Annotated in this window: 18 protein-coding genes; 9 read left to right on the forward strand and 9 right to left on the reverse strand. The window is 65.8% G+C overall.

Features of this window, described 5'->3' with window-relative positions:
- The first annotated feature begins 114 nt into the window (after positions 1 to 114).
- Positions 115 to 978, forward strand: a complete 864-nt coding sequence (locus tag FA90_RS15840) for an HDOD domain-containing protein (protein ID WP_036170271.1) — start codon at positions 115 to 117, stop codon at positions 976 to 978.
- 98 nt (positions 979 to 1,076) lie between these two features.
- Here the strand turns inward: FA90_RS15840 and infA (FA90_RS15845) are convergent, their stop codons facing one another.
- Positions 1,077 to 1,340, reverse strand: coding sequence for a translation initiation factor IF-1 (infA, locus tag FA90_RS15845; protein WP_036170272.1), 264 nt, complete (start codon positions 1,338 to 1,340; stop codon positions 1,077 to 1,079).
- Between the two features lie 215 nt (positions 1,341 to 1,555).
- Entirely contained in the window at positions 1,556 to 1,819 is a 264-nt protein-coding gene (infA, locus tag FA90_RS15850; protein WP_036170273.1) for a translation initiation factor IF-1, read from the reverse strand.
- Between the two features lie 613 nt (positions 1,820 to 2,432).
- Between infA (FA90_RS15850) and FA90_RS25785 the strand changes: the two genes are divergently transcribed.
- Together FA90_RS25785 and FA90_RS15855 are read left to right on the forward strand one after the other, a co-directional pair.
- Entirely contained in the window at positions 2,433 to 2,705 is a 273-nt protein-coding gene (locus FA90_RS25785; protein ID WP_239700768.1) for a hypothetical protein, read from the forward strand.
- A 1-nt stretch (position 2,706) separates the two neighbouring features.
- Entirely contained in the window at positions 2,707 to 3,159 is a 453-nt protein-coding gene (locus FA90_RS15855; RefSeq protein ID WP_051971847.1) for a hypothetical protein, read from the forward strand.
- Between the two features lie 12 nt (positions 3,160 to 3,171).
- On the opposite strand, the gene FA90_RS15860 is transcribed toward FA90_RS15855, so the two are convergent.
- From FA90_RS15860 to FA90_RS15885, 6 genes are all read right to left on the reverse strand, one after another.
- Complete coding sequence (locus FA90_RS15860) at positions 3,172 to 3,708, reverse strand: DNA-deoxyinosine glycosylase (RefSeq protein ID WP_036175980.1); 537 nt, start codon at positions 3,706 to 3,708, stop codon at positions 3,172 to 3,174.
- A 100-nt stretch (positions 3,709 to 3,808) separates the two neighbouring features.
- The gene (locus FA90_RS15865) at positions 3,809 to 5,341 is read right to left on the reverse strand and encodes an efflux transporter outer membrane subunit (protein ID WP_051971848.1); all 1,533 of its coding nucleotides are present in this window, start codon (positions 5,339 to 5,341) and stop codon (positions 3,809 to 3,811) included.
- Positions 5,341 to 8,559 carry an efflux RND transporter permease subunit gene (locus FA90_RS15870; protein ID WP_051971849.1) on the reverse strand — a complete coding sequence of 1,073 codons (3,219 nt, stop codon included), beginning with the start codon at positions 8,557 to 8,559 and terminating at the stop codon, positions 5,341 to 5,343. The genes FA90_RS15865 and FA90_RS15870 overlap by 1 nt, the downstream gene beginning before the upstream one ends.
- Before the next feature lie 6 nt (positions 8,560 to 8,565).
- A complete protein-coding gene (locus FA90_RS15875; protein ID WP_036170275.1) occupies positions 8,566 to 9,780 on the reverse strand; it encodes an efflux RND transporter periplasmic adaptor subunit in 1,215 nt (404 codons plus the stop codon).
- Positions 9,781 to 9,931: 151 nt separating this feature from the next.
- Positions 9,932 to 10,810 (reverse strand): alpha/beta hydrolase, encoded by an 879-nt coding sequence (locus tag FA90_RS15880; RefSeq protein ID WP_051971850.1) that lies wholly within the window; start codon positions 10,808 to 10,810, stop codon positions 9,932 to 9,934.
- The gene (locus FA90_RS15885) at positions 10,807 to 10,962 is read right to left on the reverse strand and encodes a hypothetical protein (protein WP_156116732.1); all 156 of its coding nucleotides are present in this window, start codon (positions 10,960 to 10,962) and stop codon (positions 10,807 to 10,809) included. Before FA90_RS15885 ends, FA90_RS15880 begins: the two co-directional genes overlap by 4 nt.
- 137 nt (positions 10,963 to 11,099) lie before the next feature.
- Here FA90_RS15885 and FA90_RS15890 point away from each other — a divergent pair, with 137 nt between their 5' ends.
- The 6 genes from FA90_RS15890 (at position 11,100) to FA90_RS15915 (ending at position 15,548) form a co-directional block, all read left to right on the forward strand.
- Positions 11,100 to 12,047 (forward strand): LysR family transcriptional regulator, encoded by a 948-nt coding sequence (locus FA90_RS15890; protein ID WP_036170287.1) that lies wholly within the window; start codon positions 11,100 to 11,102, stop codon positions 12,045 to 12,047.
- Between the two features lie 73 nt (positions 12,048 to 12,120).
- Positions 12,121 to 12,558 carry a DUF962 domain-containing protein gene (locus FA90_RS15895; RefSeq protein ID WP_036170289.1) on the forward strand — a complete coding sequence of 146 codons (438 nt, stop codon included), beginning with the start codon at positions 12,121 to 12,123 and terminating at the stop codon, positions 12,556 to 12,558.
- 140 nt (positions 12,559 to 12,698) lie between these two features.
- Complete coding sequence (locus FA90_RS15900; RefSeq protein WP_036170291.1) at positions 12,699 to 13,154, forward strand: glycine zipper 2TM domain-containing protein; 456 nt, start codon at positions 12,699 to 12,701, stop codon at positions 13,152 to 13,154.
- A 117-nt stretch (positions 13,155 to 13,271) separates the two neighbouring features.
- Entirely contained in the window at positions 13,272 to 14,219 is a 948-nt protein-coding gene (locus FA90_RS15905; protein ID WP_036170292.1) for a DMT family transporter, read from the forward strand.
- Positions 14,216 to 14,707: a GNAT family N-acetyltransferase gene (locus FA90_RS15910; RefSeq protein ID WP_036170294.1), complete on the forward strand. Its 492-nt coding sequence runs from the start codon at positions 14,216 to 14,218 to the stop codon at positions 14,705 to 14,707. Before FA90_RS15905 ends, FA90_RS15910 begins: the two co-directional genes overlap by 4 nt.
- A gap of 109 nt (positions 14,708 to 14,816) precedes the next feature.
- Positions 14,817 to 15,548, forward strand: a complete 732-nt coding sequence (locus FA90_RS15915) for an SDR family oxidoreductase (RefSeq protein ID WP_036170295.1) — start codon at positions 14,817 to 14,819, stop codon at positions 15,546 to 15,548.
- A gap of 347 nt (positions 15,549 to 15,895) precedes the next feature.
- Here the strand turns inward: FA90_RS15915 and FA90_RS15920 are convergent, their stop codons facing one another.
- Positions 15,896 to 17,410: a glycine betaine ABC transporter substrate-binding protein gene (locus FA90_RS15920; protein WP_036170298.1), complete on the reverse strand. Its 1,515-nt coding sequence runs from the start codon at positions 17,408 to 17,410 to the stop codon at positions 15,896 to 15,898.
- Positions 17,411 to 17,449: the final 39 nt, after the last annotated feature.

Genomic DNA, 17,449 nt, shown 5'->3' on the forward strand with positions numbered 1-17,449 from the left:
CACTGTCCGATTTGATACACAAGGTGAATGCCTACGTGCAACTTTTCTGCGGGTGGTTTATAGTGACAGGCTTCGCCGGCAGTTCTGCGCAGCATTTATTTTTCCCGCCAAGTCATGAGTACAGCAATCGCCCCGGCACGTCCGGTCGCAGCCGAGGATCCGGTCGACACCCTGATCAAGTCGATCCGCATTCCGCCCCGCCCCAGCTTGCTGGCCGACCTGCAGCGCGAGCTGGCTGCATCCGATCCCAGTCCGGGCGCCATCAGCCGCATCATCGCCAGCGACGTCGGCATGTCGGGCGCCCTGCTCAAGCTGGCCAATTCGGCCACCTACAGCCGCGGACGCAATGCCAAGTCGATCGAACAGGCCATCATGTTCATCGGCATCAACCAGGTGGCGGCGCTGATGACCGGCCTGCTGGCGCGCCAGGCGATTCCCGCCAACAGCGCGGCCCTGGCCAGTTTCTGGGACATCTCGACCCGCCGCGCGCAGGCGATGGTGTTCCTGTCGCGCCGCCTGCGCATCGGCGAGCCCGACGTCGCGCATACCTTCGGCCTGTTCTGCGATACCGGCCTGCCGCTGCTGATGGAGCGCTTCGCCGACTACGCCGACACCTACGCCGCCGCTTCGCTGGAAGCCGAGCGCGCCTTCACCGCGATCGAGGAAGAGCGCCACGCCACCAGCCACGCCGCCATCGGCTGCCTGCTCGCGCGCAACTGGGGCCTGTCGGGCGACGTCAGCTGGGCGATCCTGCAGCACCACGACTACGGCGTGCTCGACGACGCCGCCAGCGCACCGGCGGTGCGCTCGATGATCGCGCTGTCGCTGCTGGCCGAGCAGGCCATCTGCAAGTACCGCGGCCTCGAATCGCTCGAATGGAACAAGGGCGGTGCGCGCGCCTGCGCCTACCTCGGCCTGGCCGAAGACGAGACCGCCGAGCTGATCGACGAGCTGATCGAAGCCTTCCACGACGAGTAAAAAGCCGGCCCGGGCCCCCATACGACAACGGCCGCGCCGCCGTATCGGAAGGACACGGTCGGCGCGGCCGTCAGGCAGCGCTGGGTTGCAGCTCTCGATCAGCGGCGGCGCTGGCGCGAAGCCTGCGGCGACGGCGCGTGGCGCGTCTCGATGTGGCGGAAGGTGATGCGACCCTTGTTCAGGTCGTACGGCGACATCTCCAGCGTCACACGGTCACCCGCGATGATGCGGATGTGATTCTTTTTCATCTTGCCCGAGGTATAAGCCACCAGCTGGTGGCCATTGTCGAGGTCGACCCGGAAGCGCAACTCCGGCAGCACTTCGGTGACCTTGCCGTTCATCTCGATCAGTTCTTCTTTCATGGTCTCGTCCTTTCGATGTGACACCCGACCGCAGCGCCAATAGCGGATGCGATGGCGAACATGCCATCGCAGCGTCATCCTCGGGACGCTGGCCGTTGCGTTGTCGGGTTGGAAAAGCTGACGCCTGCTGCTGCCTGGCGCCATGAATTCGGGGATGAACTCAATATAGGGACGTTGCGCCAGAAAAAAAGAGGTGTCTGCAGGAAAAATATGGCTCAGCGTTTGCCACGATAGCCGGTGCGCGGCGCGCTGCCGCGGTTTTCGATGTGGCGGAACGTGATGCGGCCCTTGCTCAAGTCGTACGGCGACAGCTCGAGGCTGACCTGGTCGCCGGCCAGGATGCGGATGTGGTTCTTGCGCATCTTGCCCGAGGTGTAGGCGATCAGCTTGTGGCCGTTCTCGCAATCGACGCGAAAGCGCGAATCGGGCAGCACTTCGGCGACGACGCCATTCATTTCGATCAGTTCTTCTTTGGACATATTGGTGCTCCGGTGAATGACGAAAAAAAAGCCCGCTCGCTGCGGGCTTCGTTTCAATGTGAGACCAAGTATCAATGGCCGCGCCAGCCCTTGCTATCTGCAAGGTGCCGGGCCATGGGCGCCAACGCTATCTGCGGAGTGCTTCCATCGTGTGAACCGACTGAGATTGGAATGACATCTCGAGCGGCTTGTGTGCCGGCGCCATCGCACGTGGCGCCCTGCTTGCGCTGGAGAACGACAACGTCACGTGACCTTGCCGACTCACAGAGTGTACCACATTCCTCTGTGCGGCGCACAAATACCTGTAAAGATAACGAAGGCGACTGGAACAGGGGTGTTCTGCTCGGCCAGTAGACCAAAATCTTTGCCAAGTATTAACTGAATAAAGAAAGACTTACATCAATGCGACGTTGCCACCAGTAACTACTATCCCAAGGCAAGTCAAACCCGACGCCGAACTGGAGATGCCATGTCAGCGACGAATCGCTCTTACTCTACCAGCAGATCGACACGGCCGCCTCGACGCCACGCGCACCACGCAGCACCCCCCACATGGGAAGAAAAGGACGCATCCGTCGTCCCCGTCCAAATACAGTTTGCGCTTCGAGAAGCAATGCGACTGGAGAACGTTCCGCTCAGCCAATACGACGATCTGCTCTGGATCATTGCGCAGGAATCAAGTGGAAGTGCAGGGGTGCGAAATCATCGTTCGACAGCACGCGGCCTTTTTCAACTATTGCGCGCACAATACGGCTTGAACGCGCAAGGTGAACGCTCCTTTGGAAATCCTGTCGAAGAGTGTCAGGGCGGCATTCGTTACGTCATCGGCCGTTACCACTCTGCGAGCGCCGCCAAAGCGTTCTGGCAGCAACATCATTGGTATTGAAATGAACGCAAGCAGAATACTTTTTGCGCTGCTGGCGCTCTCTGCCGCCCAGGTCTCGGCAGCACCGCGCTTCAAGGACTTTCCAGCGGTCTCTTATACCGGACAACATGCGAGCGTCCGTCTTCAAGCGGCGAAAAGCCGTCTGTACGCGAGCCAATTGCGCATCGCATCCCACCAGGACGTCAATTTTTCTGGCCGCTACATCTTGACTGTGTGGGGCTGCGGCGCCTCCTGCGTCATGGGCGCGGCGATCGACGCCAAGACCGGGACAGTAATCTGGATGCCTTTCACGGTCTGCTGCTGGAATCTCGAGATCACGGAACCGCTCGAGTATCGGGCCGACAGCCAGTTGCTGATCGTGCACGGCAGCCTGAACGAAAAAGGCGCTGGAAGCGAAGTTCATTATTATGATTTCGACGGCCAGCACTTTGTTCGCATCTCGCCTTCGCCGTAGAGCCAAGGATACTCAGTCGGATTCAGTTTTCTCTACCAATCGCCGCCACACGTCCAGCTTTTGCTCGAACGTCATCGCCATGTGCGCCGGCGATGATGATGGAAGCACCACCGTCCGATACCCTGCCTCGGCAAACTGCGGCGCGAACTTGCCCGATGCCTGCCCGTTGAACCCGACCGTCTCGAGCTGCGGGCACAGATGGCGCAGCCGGTCGAAATCGTTGGCGGCCGGCTTGCGGATCGCCGAATCGAGGCTGCCTTCGCGCTCGCAGGCGGCCAGCACGTCCCACAGGCCGAAGCCGTGCGCCAGCAGGCGCGGCAGGCGCTCGTCGTACGGCAGGCGATACAGGTCTTCTTCGACCAGCGCGCCGACCAGTTTCCAGAACTGGTTGCGCGGATGGGCGTAGTACTGCTGCGCCGCCAGCGACTGCGCGCCCGGAAAACTGCCCAGGATGAGGATGCGCGTATCCGCGGCGATGACCGGCGCCAGGCCGATGAGCAGCGGCGACGCGACGGGCGATGAGGCGGAAGTGGAAGCTGAATTCGGCATGCGCCGATTGTAATAAAAAAGCGGCGACATGCTCGCGCACGTCGCCGCAAAGGGCCACCTTGAAAAGCAGCCAGGGACAGACAATCGTTTCAGGCCGGGGTCAGTTCCTCGCCTGCGTGTTCGCTCCGATGGACGCGGCCTGCGCCACCGCCGCCTGCGGCGCATCCCAGCCGCCGCCCAGCGCGCGGATCAGCGCCACGGTGGTCAGGGCGCGCTCGCCGCGCAGCTGCACCGCGTTGCGCTGCACCGTCGCCAGGTTGCGCTGGGCGTCGAGCAGTTCCAGATAGCTCGAGCGGCCGGCGTCGTACAGTTTCTGGGCCAGGTCGGCCGAGCGGCGCGCCGACACCACCGCCTGGTCCAGCTCGACGCCCTGCCCGGCCAGCACGCGCAGGCCCGACAGGTTGTCCTCGACCTCGGCGAAGGCGTTCAGCACGCTCTCGCGGTAGTTGCCGACCGCCTCGTCGAGCGCGGCTTCGCTGCGCACCACGTTGTTGCGGTTGCGGCCGCCGTCGATGATCGGCAGCGCCAGGCCGGCGCCCAGCAGCCAGGAGCGGCTGGTCCACTTGAACACCTCGGCCATGCTGGTGCCGACCCCGCCGCCGGCGGCGGACAGGGTCAGCGCCGGGAACATCGCCGAGCGCGCCACGCCGATGCGGGCATTGGTCGCTTCCATGTTGCGCTGGGCCGCCGCGATGTCGGGACGGCGCTCGAGCAGGCTCGATGGCATGCCGGCCGGGATCACCGGCAGCGCATCGGACTCCAGCAGCGGCTTGACCGGCTCGCTGAAGCTGGCCGGCGCCTGGCCCAGCAGCACGGCCAGCGCATGTTCGCTGCTGGCGCGCTGGCGCTGCAGGCCGATCGCCTCGGCGCGTGCGGTCGACAGTTCGGTCTTGGCGCGCGCCAGGTCGAATTCGCCGATGTCGCCTTCGTCGAAGCGGTGCTGGGTGATGCGCACGCTTTCCTCGCGCAGGCGCACGGTCTGGGTGACGGTGTCGATCTCGGCGTCCAGCGAGCGCAGGCGGAAGTAGTTCTGCGCCACGTCGGCCTGCAGCGACAGCAGCACCGAGCGGTAGGTCGCCTCGACCGCGCCGGCATCGCCGCGCGCCGCGGCCACGTTGGAAGACACGCGGCCGAACAGGTCGACCTCGTAGCTGGCCGACAGCTTGGCCTGGTAGGCCGTCAGCGGCGCCACCGGCGACCCCGGCGCCAGCGCGGCTTCCACCGGCGACAGGCGTTCGCGCTGGGCGCCGACGTTCAGGCCGACCTGCGGAATGCGGTCGGCTTCGGCGATGCCGGCGACGGCGCGCGCCTGCTTCACGCGCGCCGCGGCCACCACCAGGTTCTGGTTGTTGGCGGCGGCCTGGGCGACCAGGCTGTTCAAGGCCTCGTCGTTGAAGGCGCGCCACCATTCGCCGCGCGGCTGGGCTTCGGCCGCGCGGGCCGGCTGCCAGGTCGTGCCGTCCGGTGCGCTGCGCACCTCATCGACCGTGGCGGTGGCCGGCGGCGTCTGCAGTTCCTTGAAGGCAGTCGGGGTCGCGACCGCCGGCTGCTTGAAGTCGGGCGCGGCGCAGGCACTCAGCAGCAGGGCCGCCAACAGTGGAGCCACGCCCCTTGCGATCATGGTCTTGCTCATCATTGCTGTCCTCCGAGTGCCGGGGTGTGGTCGTCCGCGCCCGCGCGCGGGCCCGCGTCATGCGCATGCGCGGGGGCGTGCTTGGGACGTTCGAAACGCTTGGCCAGCGTACGCAGCAGCACGTAGAACACCGGCGTCAGGAACAGGCCGAAGAAGGTCACGCCCAGCATGCCGGCGAACACCGCCACACCCATCGCGTGGCGCATCTCGGCGCCGGCGCCGTGCGAGAACACCAGCGGCACCACGCCCATGATGAACGCGATCGAGGTCATCAGGATCGGACGCAGACGCAGGCGGCAGGCTTCCAGCGCCGCGGCGACGATGCTGCGGCCGTGGTGTTCCAGCTCGACGGCGAATTCCACGATCAGGATCGCGTTCTTCGAGGCCAGGCCGACCAGCACGAACAGCGCGATCTGGGTGAAGACGTTGTTGTCGCCGCCGGTCAGCTTCACGCCGATCAGCGCGCACAGGATCGACATCGGCACGATCAGGATCACGGCCAGCGGCAGCGTCCAGCTTTCGTACTGCGCGGCCAGCACCAGGAACACCAGCAGCACGCACAGCGGGAACACGTACATCATGGTGTTACCGGACAGGATGTCCTGGTAGGTCAGGTCGGTCCATTCGTAGCCGATCCCCTTCGGCAGGTTCTCGCGCACGATCTGCTCGAGCGCGGCCTGGGCCTGGCCCGACGACACGCCCGGCGCCGGTCCGCCATTCAGTTCGGCGGCGACGTAGCCGTTGTAGCGCTGCACGCGGTCCGGGCCATAGGTGTCCTTGATCGTCATGAGCGAGGACAGCGGGATCATCTCGCCCTTGTTGTTGCGGACCTTCAGCTGGGCGATCTGCTCGCGCTGCGAACGGAACTGCGCGTCAGCCTGCACGCGCACCTGGTAGGTACGGCCGAACTGGTTGAAGTCGTTCACGTACAGCGAACCCAGGTTGATCTGCAAGGCCTGGTTGATCTCGGCCAGCGGCACGCCGAGCTGCTTGGCTTTCACGCGGTCGACGTCGGCGAACAGCTGCGGCACGTTGATCTGGTAGCCCGAGAACACGCCCACCAGGCGCGGATCCTGGGCGGCCTTGGCCTGGATCGTCTGGATAGCCTGGTACAGCGCGTCGTAGCCGACGTTGGCGCGGTCTTCGATCATCATCTTGAAGCCGCCGGTGGTGCCCAGGCCGTTGACCGGCGGCGGCGGCAGCACCATCACGAAGGCGTCTTCGATCGCGCCCATGCGCTTGTTGACCTCGGCCGCGATGGCGTCGGCGCTCTGCTCCTTGCCCTTGCGCTGGTCGAAGTCCTTCAGCGTGACGAACACGATGCCGGCGTTCGGCGCGTTGGTGAAGCCGTTGATCGACAGGCCCGGGAACGAGACCGACGAGTCCACGCCCGGGATCTTGGCGGCGGCGTCCGACATCTTGCGGATCACGGTGTCGGTGCGGTCCAGCGAGGCGGCGTCCGGCAGCTGCGCGAAGCCGATCAGGTAAGCCTTGTCCTGCGACGGCACGAAGCCCGGCGGCACCACCTTGAACATGAAGATACCGGCGATCGCCAGCAGGGCATACACGCCCAGCGCGGCGCTCTTGCGCTTCAGGACGCCGTTCACGCCGCCTTCGTAGGCGTGCGAGGAGCGGTGGAACACGCGGTTGAAGCCCTTGAAGAAGCGGCCGAAGACAAAGTCCATGGCGCGCGTCAGGCGGTCCTTCGGTGCATGGTGCGGCTGCAGCAGCACGGCCGACAGGGCCGGGGCCAGGGTCAGCGAGCAGAATGCCGAGATCACGGTCGAGATCGCGATGGTCAGCGCGAACTGGCGGTAGAACTGGCCGGTCAGGCCGGACACGAACGCGATCGGCACGAACACGGCGCACAGCACCAGCGCGATCGCGATGATCGGGCCCGACACTTCCTTCATCGCCTGGATGGTCGCGTCGTGCGGCGACAAGCCGTTCTCGATGTTGCGCTCGACGTTTTCGACCACCACGATGGCGTCGTCGACCACGATACCGATCGCCAGCACCAGGCCGAACAGCGACAGTGTGTTGATCGAGAAGCCGAAGGCCAGCATCACGGCGAAGGTACCGACCACCGACACCGGCACCGCCAGCAGCGGGATGACGGATGCGCGCCAGGTCTGCAGGAACACGATGACCACGATCGCCACCAGCACCACCGCTTCGAACAGGGTGTGGATGACCGAGCGGATCGACTCGCGCACGAATTGGGTCGGGTCATATACGATGTCGTACTTGACGCCTTCCGGAAAATCTTTGGACAGTTCTTCCATCTTGGCGCGCACGTCCGAGGACAGCTGCAGCGCATTGGCCGTCGGCGACTGGAAGATCGGGATCGCGACCGCCGACTTGTTGTTCAGCAGTGCGCGCAGCGCATACGAGTTGGAACCCATCTCGAGGCGTGCGACGTCCTTCAGCAGCGTGGTGGCGCCGTCGGCATTGGTGGCGACGACGATGTTGCCGAACTCCTCGACCGATTGCAGGCGGCCCTGGGTGTTCACGGTCAGCTGGAAGTCGGCGTCCTTGGACGGACCCTGGCCGACCACGCCGGCCGCGACCTGCACGTTCTGTTCGCGGATCGCGTTGACGACGTCGCTGGCGGTCAGGTTGCGTGCGGCGACCTTCTGCGGGTCGAGCCAGACGCGCATCGCGTAGTCGCCCGAACCGAACAGCTGGACTTCGCCCATGCCGTTGATGCGCGCCAGCTGGTCCTTGACGTTCAGCGTCGCGTAGTTGCGCAGGTACAGGTCGTCATAGCGGCCGTCCGGCGACAGCAGGTGCACCACCATCGTGATGTTGGGCGAGCTCTTGGCCGCGGTGACGCCGATCTGGCGCACCTCGTCCGGCAGGCGCGGCAGCGCACGCTGGATGCGGTTCTGCACCTGCGTCTCGGCCTGCTCGACGTCGGTGCCGATCTTGAAGGTCACCGTCAGCTGCAGCGCGCCATCGGACGTGTTTTGCGAGGTCATGTATAGCATGTTCTCGACCCCGTTGATCTCCTGCTCGATCGGCGTGGCGACGGTTTCGGCGATGACCTTCGGGTTCGCGCCCGGATACTGCGCGCGCACCACGACCGACGGCGGCACCACTTCCGGATACTCCGAGATCGGCAGCGCGAAGATCGAGATCAGGCCGCCGACGAACACGATGACCGACAACACCGCCGCGAAGATCGGCTTGTCGACGAAAAAGCGTGAAATATTCATTTTTTGTTATTCCTTCGTGTGCGTTTCGGCCATGGCGACTTTGGCGTCGGCGGCCGTGGGCGACGACGCGGCCAGCATCGGCACCACCTGCGGCGCCACCGGGGCGCCCGGGTGCACGCGCTGCAGGCCGCCGACGACGATCTTCTCGCCCGGCTTCAGGCCCGAGCGCACCACGCGCAAGCCGTCGATCACCGGGCCGAGCTCGACTGCCCGGTACTCGGCCTTGTTGTCGGCGCTGACGACATACACGAACTTGTGGCTCTGGTCGGTGTTCACGGCGCGGTCGTTGATCAGGAGGGCATCCTTGGCCTGGCCGCCGCCGATCTGCACGCGCGCGAACAGGCCGGGCGCCATGGTGCCGTCGCGGTTGGCGAACACGGCGCGCATGCGCACGCTGCCGGTACGGGCGTCGAGCTGGTTGTCGACGAATTCCAGCTTGCCTTCATGCGGGAAGCCGGTTTCGTTGGCCAGGCCGACCTGCACCGGCACGGCCGCGCCCTTGTGCGCCTGGTTGGAGACGCGCAGGTAGGTGCCTTCGTCGCCGTCGAAGCTGGCGTAGATGCGGTCGAGCGAGACGACCGAGGTCAGCACGGCCGAGGCATCGACCAGGTTGCCCAGCGTGATCTCGGCCTTCGAGACGCGCCCGTCGATCGGCGCGGTGACGCGGGTGTAGGCCAGGTTCAGGCGGGCCGCGGCGGCCTGCGCTTCGGCGGCGCGCGCGTTGGCGTCGAGTTCCTTCTGGCCGGAGGCGCTGGCGTCGTATTCGCGCTGGGCGATCGCCTTGTCGCCGAGCAGGCGCTCGGCGCGGTTCAGCTCGACGCGCGCGAGGTCGGATTTGGCGCGCGCGGCCTTGGCGGCGGCTTCGGCGCGGTCGGCCTCGGCCTGGTACGGACGGGGGTCGATCACGAACAGCAACTGGCCCTTCCTGACTTCCGCGCCGGGCGTGAACGCCACCTCGGTGATATAGCCGGAGACGCGCGGACGGATCTCGACGCGGTCGATGGCTTCCAGCCGGCCCGAGAATTCCTGGGTCTCGGCGACCGGCTTCTGGACCACCACGGCGGCCGACACCGGCGCGGCCTGGGGCGCCGCAGCAGCCTGCGCTTGCGCGGCCTTGCCGGTGGCGTCCGAGCAGCCTGCCAGCGCGGCGACCGCGCCGGCGGCAGCAAAGGCCAGCACGAGCGGCCGTAGCGCAGTGCTCAGTTGTTGAATCGATTTCATGATAGCCCTCCGATATTATTGACTATTTATTAATGGTTGGACGAAAGCAGTCCTTTCCCGCGTTTTTTTTAGGAAAAGACAGGTCTCCGGCGCCCTGATCGGACGCCTGTTATGGTTGTAGGTGCAGAACTAGAAAATCAGGCGACGCTCATCACGCCGCACTGCCGGGCGGCGCCTCGTTGCCGTCGAGTGCGGCGATGAAACTGGCGATTTCGCCCAGCGCGTGGCCCTGGCAGGCGCACTGGTTGCGCCCGTTCGGGTCCACCAGCTGCGTTGGTTCCAGGCGCCGCACGGTCGTGCGTACGCCCGCGTTGATCAGCTTGGCGCCGTAGGCTTCGGCCTCGTCGCGCAGCGGATCGTCCTCGGTCGACAGGATCAGGGCCGGCGGCAAATTCTTGAGCCGGCTCGATTGCAGCGGCGAGGCATACGGGTGGCTGCGGTCGGCGGCATGCGGCAGGTAGCCGCGGTAGGCCGCCGCGCATTCGTTGACCAGCTTGGCCTGGTCGGTGCAAGTCGGCATCTCGCGCATCGAGCAGGTCGACAGGCCTGGGTCGAGCATCGGCATCACCAGGATCTGCCCGGCCAGCTGCGGGCCGGCGCGGTCGCGCGCCATCAGGGCCGAGACGGCGGCCAGGTTGGCGCCGGCCTCGATGCCGGCCACGATCAGGCGCTTGCCGGTCCAGCCGAGCTTGGCCTTGTTCTTCCTGGCCCAGTTCAGGACGGCGTGCGCGTCCTCGACCGCCGCCGGAAACGGCTTGACCGGCGCCAGCGTGTAGCTCGACGACAACACCACCGGATAACCGCTGGCCGCGGCCAGGTGGCGCAGGAAGCTGTCGGACTCGTCCAGGTTGCCGTCGACGAAGCCGCCGCCATGGAAGAACACGATCAGGATGTCGCGCTTGCCGTCGGCCTCGGCCTTGTACAGGCGCGCCGCCAGCGGCCCTTCGGCGCCGACCACCTCCAGCTCACGCACGCTCAGCGTCTGCGCGTCTTGCGCAAACGCCCGGGCTGCGGTCTGGGGCGCGTTCATGGGCGCACTACCGGCTGGAACAGGGCCTGGTCGCCGCGCGCGGCGGCGCCGGCGGCCTGTACGTACAGGTCGGTGTGGATCGTACCGGCCATCGCCACAACGGCCAGCACGAGGCCGAACACCGCGCCAATCGCTTCCCGATGCAGTTTCATGATCCACTCCCCTTCCTGTTGTGTCGACACCATGTCGATAATCATTGCTTCCATAACCGAAACTATAAACCTCGGCTAGAATTTGATAAATACCTCAAAACCGAATTGATTATTCAGACAGCTGAACAATCCCAATCATGAACAAATTTCAGGCAATGGAAGTTTTCGTGCAGGTGGTCGATGCCGGCAGCTTCACCCGCGCGGCCGACCTGATGCAGCTGCCCAAGGCCACCGTCTCGACGCTGGTCCAGTCGCTCGAGACCTCGCTCTCGGCCAAGCTGCTGCACCGGACCACGCGCTCGGTCACCGTCACCACCGACGGTGCAGCCTATTACGAGCGCTGCGTGCGCATCCTGTCGGACGTGCGCGACGCCGAGGAATCGCTGTCGCGCACCCGGCTCTCGCCCAGCGGCCGCCTGCGCGTCGACGTGCCGACCGGACTGGCCAGCGAGATCCTGATTCCCGCCCTGCCCGGCTTCTTCGAGCGCTATCCCGACATCCAGATGGAGCTGGGCAGCACCGACCGCCCGGTCGACCTGGTCGAGGAAGGCGTCGATTGCGCGGTGCGCGGCGGCGAACTGTACGACACCAGCCTGATCGCGCGCCGGGTCGGCATCATCAACTTCGTCACCGCGGCCGCGCCCGATTACCTGGCGCGCTACGGCACGCCGAAGCATCCGGACGACCTGGCGCGCCATCGCTGCGTCAACTATTTCTCGGCCAAGACCGGCAAGGTCTACGACTGGGATTTCAAGCGCGGCGACGATAAGATCGTCGTGCCGATGCCGGGCGTGATCGCGCTGAACGATTCCAACGCCTACGTGCACGCGGGCCTGGCCGGCCTGGGCATCATCCAGATGACCGACTACCTGCTCGACCAGCACGTGGCGGCCGGGCGCATGGTGCGGCTGTTGGCGGACTGGACCAGCGAGCCGACGCCGGTGCACATCGTCTATCCGCAGAACCGCCACCTGTCGGCCAAGGTGCGCGTGTTCGTCGAATGGATCGCGGAATTGTTCGCCAACCACCCCTACATGCACATGAACGCGCTGCCCCAGGCGCAGCCGGCGGCGCTGGCCGCCTGAGCGTCCACAAGCGCCCGCAAGCGCGGGATGCGCGTGTAGAATCGTTGGAAAACAATACACGCAGGAGACCGCGATGACCCAGCCGCGCGCCATCGACACGCTGCTCGCCCGATACGCCGACAGCCACCGCAATCCGACCAACGAGCTGATCCACTTCGTCTGCATTCCGCTGATCGTGTTCACGCTGCTCGGCATCCTGTGGGTCATCGCCCCGGCCGCGGCGCTGGCCGCCTGCCTGGCGGCGCTGGTCTATTATTTCCGCCTGTCTCGCCCGTTCGCCCTTGGCATGCTCTTGATCAGCGCGGTGATGCTGGGCGTGCTGGCGACGATGCCGCCCTACACCGTGCTGCCGCTGTCGATCGCCATCTTCGTGCTGGCCTGGATCGGGCAATTCATCGGCCACAAAATCGAAGGCAGGAAGCCATCCTTTTTCGACGACCTGCGCTTCCTGCTGATCGGGCCGCTGTTCGTGCTCGGCTTCCTGTACCGGCGCCTGCACCTGGCTTACTGAACGTGGTCTTGAAACCACTCGTTACACAGATTACATATTGATTCCGAACCTTTGTGCGTGCGTACCGCAGGGTTTGTCCAGAACGCGCTAAGCTAGTGCATTCACTGCCAAACAGACAATACCCTGATACGGAGCTCATCATGAAACGTCTTCTTGTCCTTCCGGTGCTCGCCGCCATCGTGGCCGGCTGCGCCAATCCGGCCCCGTCGGGCCAGGTGTACAGCACCAACCAGACCCAGGCCGAACAGATCGTGCGCATCGGTACGATCGAATCGATCCGCAACGTCGCCATCTCCGGCCGCGACAGCGGCGTCGGCACCATCGGCGGCGCCGCGCTGGGCGGCCTGGCCGGCTCGGAGATCGGTCACGGCAACGGCTCGGCTGCGGTCGGCATCCTGGGCGCGATCGGCGGCGCCGTGGTCGGCAACCGCCTCGAGAACCAGGCCAACACCCGCCCTGGCCTGGAAATCACGGTCCGCCTGGAGACCGGCGAACTGCGCGCCATCACCCAGCTGGCCGACGAGCCGTTCCGTCCGGGCGACCGCGTGCGCCTGCTGACCGACCCGAGCAGCGGCCGCACCCGCGTAACGCACTAAAAGCCGTCGCGCGTTCTCACGCGCCCGCGTAGGCACGCGGGCGCGCGCCGTTGCAAAGGCGCCCTTGCCGCCAAATGATGTTCCAGGGAAAGCGCGAAAGCACGGTATACTTTCGCGATGCCTTCCTACGCACTGTTCACCATCGCATCCCTGATCTGGGGATCGACTTTCTGGGCCATTACCTTGCAGCTGGGCGACATTCCGCCCGCGGTATCGGTCGTCTATCGTTTCCTGCTGGCCTCGAGCACGCTGTTTGCGCTGTGCCTGGCGCGCGGCGACAAGCTCTGGCTGCCCTGGCGCGTGCAGCGCTGGACCCTGCTGCAGGGCTTCTTCACCTTCGGCCTGTCCTACGTCTGCACCTACAACGCAGAGCAGTTCGTGGTGTCGGCGCTGGTCGCGGTGCTGTTTGCGCTGATGGTGTTCTGGACGCCGATCTGCGCACGCATCGCCTTCGGCACGCCGATCGCGCGCCGTACCTGGGGCGCCGGCGCCGCCGCGATGCTCGGCGTCGTCCTGCTGTTCTGGCAGTCGATCGGCGCCGCCATGCGCGAACTCACCCAGGGACAGGGCCACGGCCACTTCATCCTCGGCGTGGCGCTCGGCATCTGCGCCTCGATCGCCAGCTCGGCCGGCAGCATCGTGGTCGGCAAGGTGCGCGAGCAATCGACCAACCTGATGCTGACCACCGGCTGGTCGATGTTCTGGGGCACCTGCATGGTGGCGCTGTTCTGCGTGCTGACCGGCCAGCGCTTCGTCATGCCGCACACGCTGCCGTACGTGCTGGGCCTGCTGCACCTGGCGATCTTCGGCTCGGTGGTCGCTTTCGTCTGCTACTTCACGCTGATCAACCGGATCGGCTCGAGCAAGGCCGTGTACGTCGGCGTGATCAACCCGGTGATCTCGGTGCTGCTGTCCATCAAACTCGAACATTATCGCCCGGTGCCGGCCGAATGGCTGGGCATGGCGGTCTGCCTGGGCAGCGTCGCCTGGGCCGTGCGCTCGCCGAAAACCAAACCGGCGCCGCCTGTTGAACAATTGAACGATGTAATCGAAACCACGCCATGACCGTTGACTCTTCCCGCTTTGCCATCCGCCCCGCCACCCCGGCCGACGTCGCCCACATCCACGCGATGATCGTCGAGCTGGCCGTGTTCGAGAAACTCGAGCACATGGTCGTTGCGACCGAAGAACTGCTGCACGAAGGCCTGTTCGGCGTGCGCCCGGCCTGCGAAGCCATCATCGGCGAGGCCGATGGCGAAGTCGTCACCTTCGCGCTGTTCTTCCACAATTTCTCGACCTTCCTGACCAAGAAGGGCCTGTACCTCGAAGACCTGTACGTGCGCCAGGCGCACCGCGGCAAAGGCTACGGGAGCCGCATGCTGAAACACCTGGCCCAGCTGGCGGTCGAGCGCAATTGCGGGCGCTTCGAGTGGTCGGTGCTGGACTGGAATGAGCCGGCGATCAATTTTTACAAAACCATGGGCGCCGAGATCCTGCCCGACTGGCGCATCTGCCGCGTCACCGGCGAGCCGCTGAGGGCGCTTGCGAAGTAAGCGCGGCGAAGTAAGCGCGGCCGCCGACTGATCCCGGGCCGCTTGCGCGGCGCGCCCGATCCGGCGGATCGGCTATAAAAGCGTTCCCCTTCCCTTTCATGGAACGCTTATGAAGATGCAAGACCTGAGCGGCAAGATCGCCGTCATTACCGGCGCCTCGAGCGGCATCGGCCAGGCCGCCGCCCGCTTGCTGGCCGAAGAAGGCGTGCACGTGGTGCTGGTCGCCCGCCGCGGCGACCGCCTGGCGGCCCTGGCGCAAGAACTGGGCGCGGCCGTCACCGTGGTACAGGCCGACGTCACCGATCCGGCCCAGGTGCAAGCCCTGTTCGCGCAGGTACAGTCGCAATTCGGCGGCCTCGACCTGCTGTTCAACAATGCCGGCCTGGGCATCAGCGCGCGCTTCGCCGACAGTTCTCCCGAGGACTGGAAGACGATGATCGACGTGAACCTGTACGGCGTCCTGCATTGCACGCAGGCGGCGATTCCGCTGATGCGCGGCCGCCCGGGCGCGATGATCTCGTCGGTGTCGAGCGTCGGCGGCCGCTATGGCGTGGAAAACTGGTCGGTCTACAGCGCCACCAAATACGCCGTGATCGGCTTTCACGATGCGCTGCGCAAGGAACTCGGGCCGGACCGCATCCGCGTGTCCGTGATCGAGCCGGGCGCGGTCTGGACCGAGTTCGGCCAGAACGTCAGCGATGCACTCAAGGAACGGCGCGAGAAACTGGACGCGCTCGGCGCCCAGGACGTGGCCCAGGCGCTGGTGTACGCGTTCGCGCAGCCGGCCAACGTGCTGGTCGAGGAAATCCTGCTGCGCCCGGTACTGCAGGTCGCACCCTGATCGCTGAAAGAAGCTGGCAAGAAAAAACCCACGGGGCTGAATCGCAGCGCCGTGGGTGAACCCATTCGTCGGATGGGGAGGGGAGATTGAATCCAACGGTTCCAATATAAGCCCTCGCCTTCCTGCCGAGCAGAGTTCCTTACAAATGCTTACCTCGCTAACACAGTTCAAACGGTTGTAGTGCCGAGCACGATTGAGTGAGCACAAATACAACAGTTCAGCTCGCAAGCGACAATGTCGCCTCACACGAGGACACGGACATGAACTTCAGCATGAAACCGGTCAGCGCCTGCGCGCCATCTCCGCGACACGCGCGCGGCTGCAATCGCTGTAAGCCGCCCGGTTCTTCAGCGCAGGCCGCGCTTGCGCGCCAGCACGCGTTCGCACAGCTCGAAACCGGCCTGGGTCAGCAAGGCCAGCAAGGCGGCTGGAATCGCGCCCGCCAGCAGCATGTCGTTGTCGTTCAGCGCCAGGCCGGTGGTGATGCGCTCGCCGAAGCCGCCGGCGCCGATGAAGGCGGCGATGGTCGCCGTGCCCACGCTCATCACGGCGGCGGTCTTGATGCCGGCCAGGATCACCGGCGCGGCCAGCGGCAGCTCGACGTGCAGCAGCGCCTGGCGCCGGTTCAGGCCGAGCGCCAGCGCCGCCGTGCGCAGGCCGGCCGGCACCTGCAGCAGGCCCGTACACGTGTTGCGCACGATCGGCAGCAGCGCATAGGCGCACAGGGCGACCAGCGCCGGCACGGTGCCGATGCGCCCCAGCAGCGGAATCAGGATCGCCAGCAGCGCCAGCGAGGGTACGGTCTGCAGCATGCCGGCCAGGGCCAGCACCGGCTGGCGCAGGCGCGGCGCCAGCGCCGCCAGCACGCCCAGCGGCACACCCGCCACGCAGCCGAGCAGCACGGCAAACAGCACCAGCAGCAGGTGCTGGCGCGCCAGGGCGCCGAAGCCGTTGCCGAAGGTCTTGGCCAGCAAGCCCTCGCGCGTGGGCGCGTGAGCGGGCGTGGACGCGGGCGCGAGGCCGCCGGCATGGTGGGCGATCCAATCGCGCGCGATGGCATCAAAACTGCGGCCATCGAGCTCGGCCTGGGCATTCATCGCGATCATGTCCTGTTCGCGGATCGTGCCCTGCACGCTTTCGATGGCCTGCCAGGCGCGCGGCAGGCGCTGCGGCAGGTCGAGGCGGTACAGCAGCACGGCGTCGTAGCGCGGAAAATAATGCAAGTCGTCATTGAGCACGCGCAGGCCGTACTGGCGGATCTTGGCGTCGGTCGAATAGATGTCGATGGCGTCGACCTGGCGCTGCGCCAGCGCCTCGTAGGCGATGCCGTGGTCCAGGCCGCGCGGCTGCTGCGGCATGCCGTAGCGCGCCGCCAGGCCGGGCCAGCCATCCTGGCGCCCCAGGAATTCGTGCGACAGGCCGATCTTCAGGTCCGGCCGGTGCGCCAGCTGCGACAGCGTCGTCAGGCCGGCATCGCCGCGCGTGGCCAGCGCGTAGCCGTTGGAAAAGCCGAGCGGCACCGCCACACCGAGCCCGAGCGTGCGCAGCTGCTGGCGCATCTGGTCCATCGAGGTCGGCTGGGGGTTCTTGAGGATTTCCTGGTCGATGGTGCCGAGGTATTCCGGATACACGTCGATCGCACCGGAGCGCAATGCGCTGAGCACGATGGCGGTGTTGCCCAGGCCCTGGCGATGCTCGGCCGGCCCGGCCTTGGCCGCGGTCTGGGTCAGGATTTCGCCGAGGATATAGGACTCGGTAAAGCGCTTGGAGCCGACGTGCAGGGTCTCGTCGGCACGCGCCGGCGCGGCCAGGGCCATGCAGCAGGCAATGAGCAGGGATACGAGTGCGGCAAACCTCGGCATGGAACTCCAATGGGGATGGACGGATGAGCCGCCAGCATA

It is taken from the genome of Massilia sp. 9096 (assembly GCF_000745265.1).
In the GTDB taxonomy this organism is placed as follows: Bacteria; Pseudomonadota; Gammaproteobacteria; order Burkholderiales; family Burkholderiaceae_D; genus Telluria.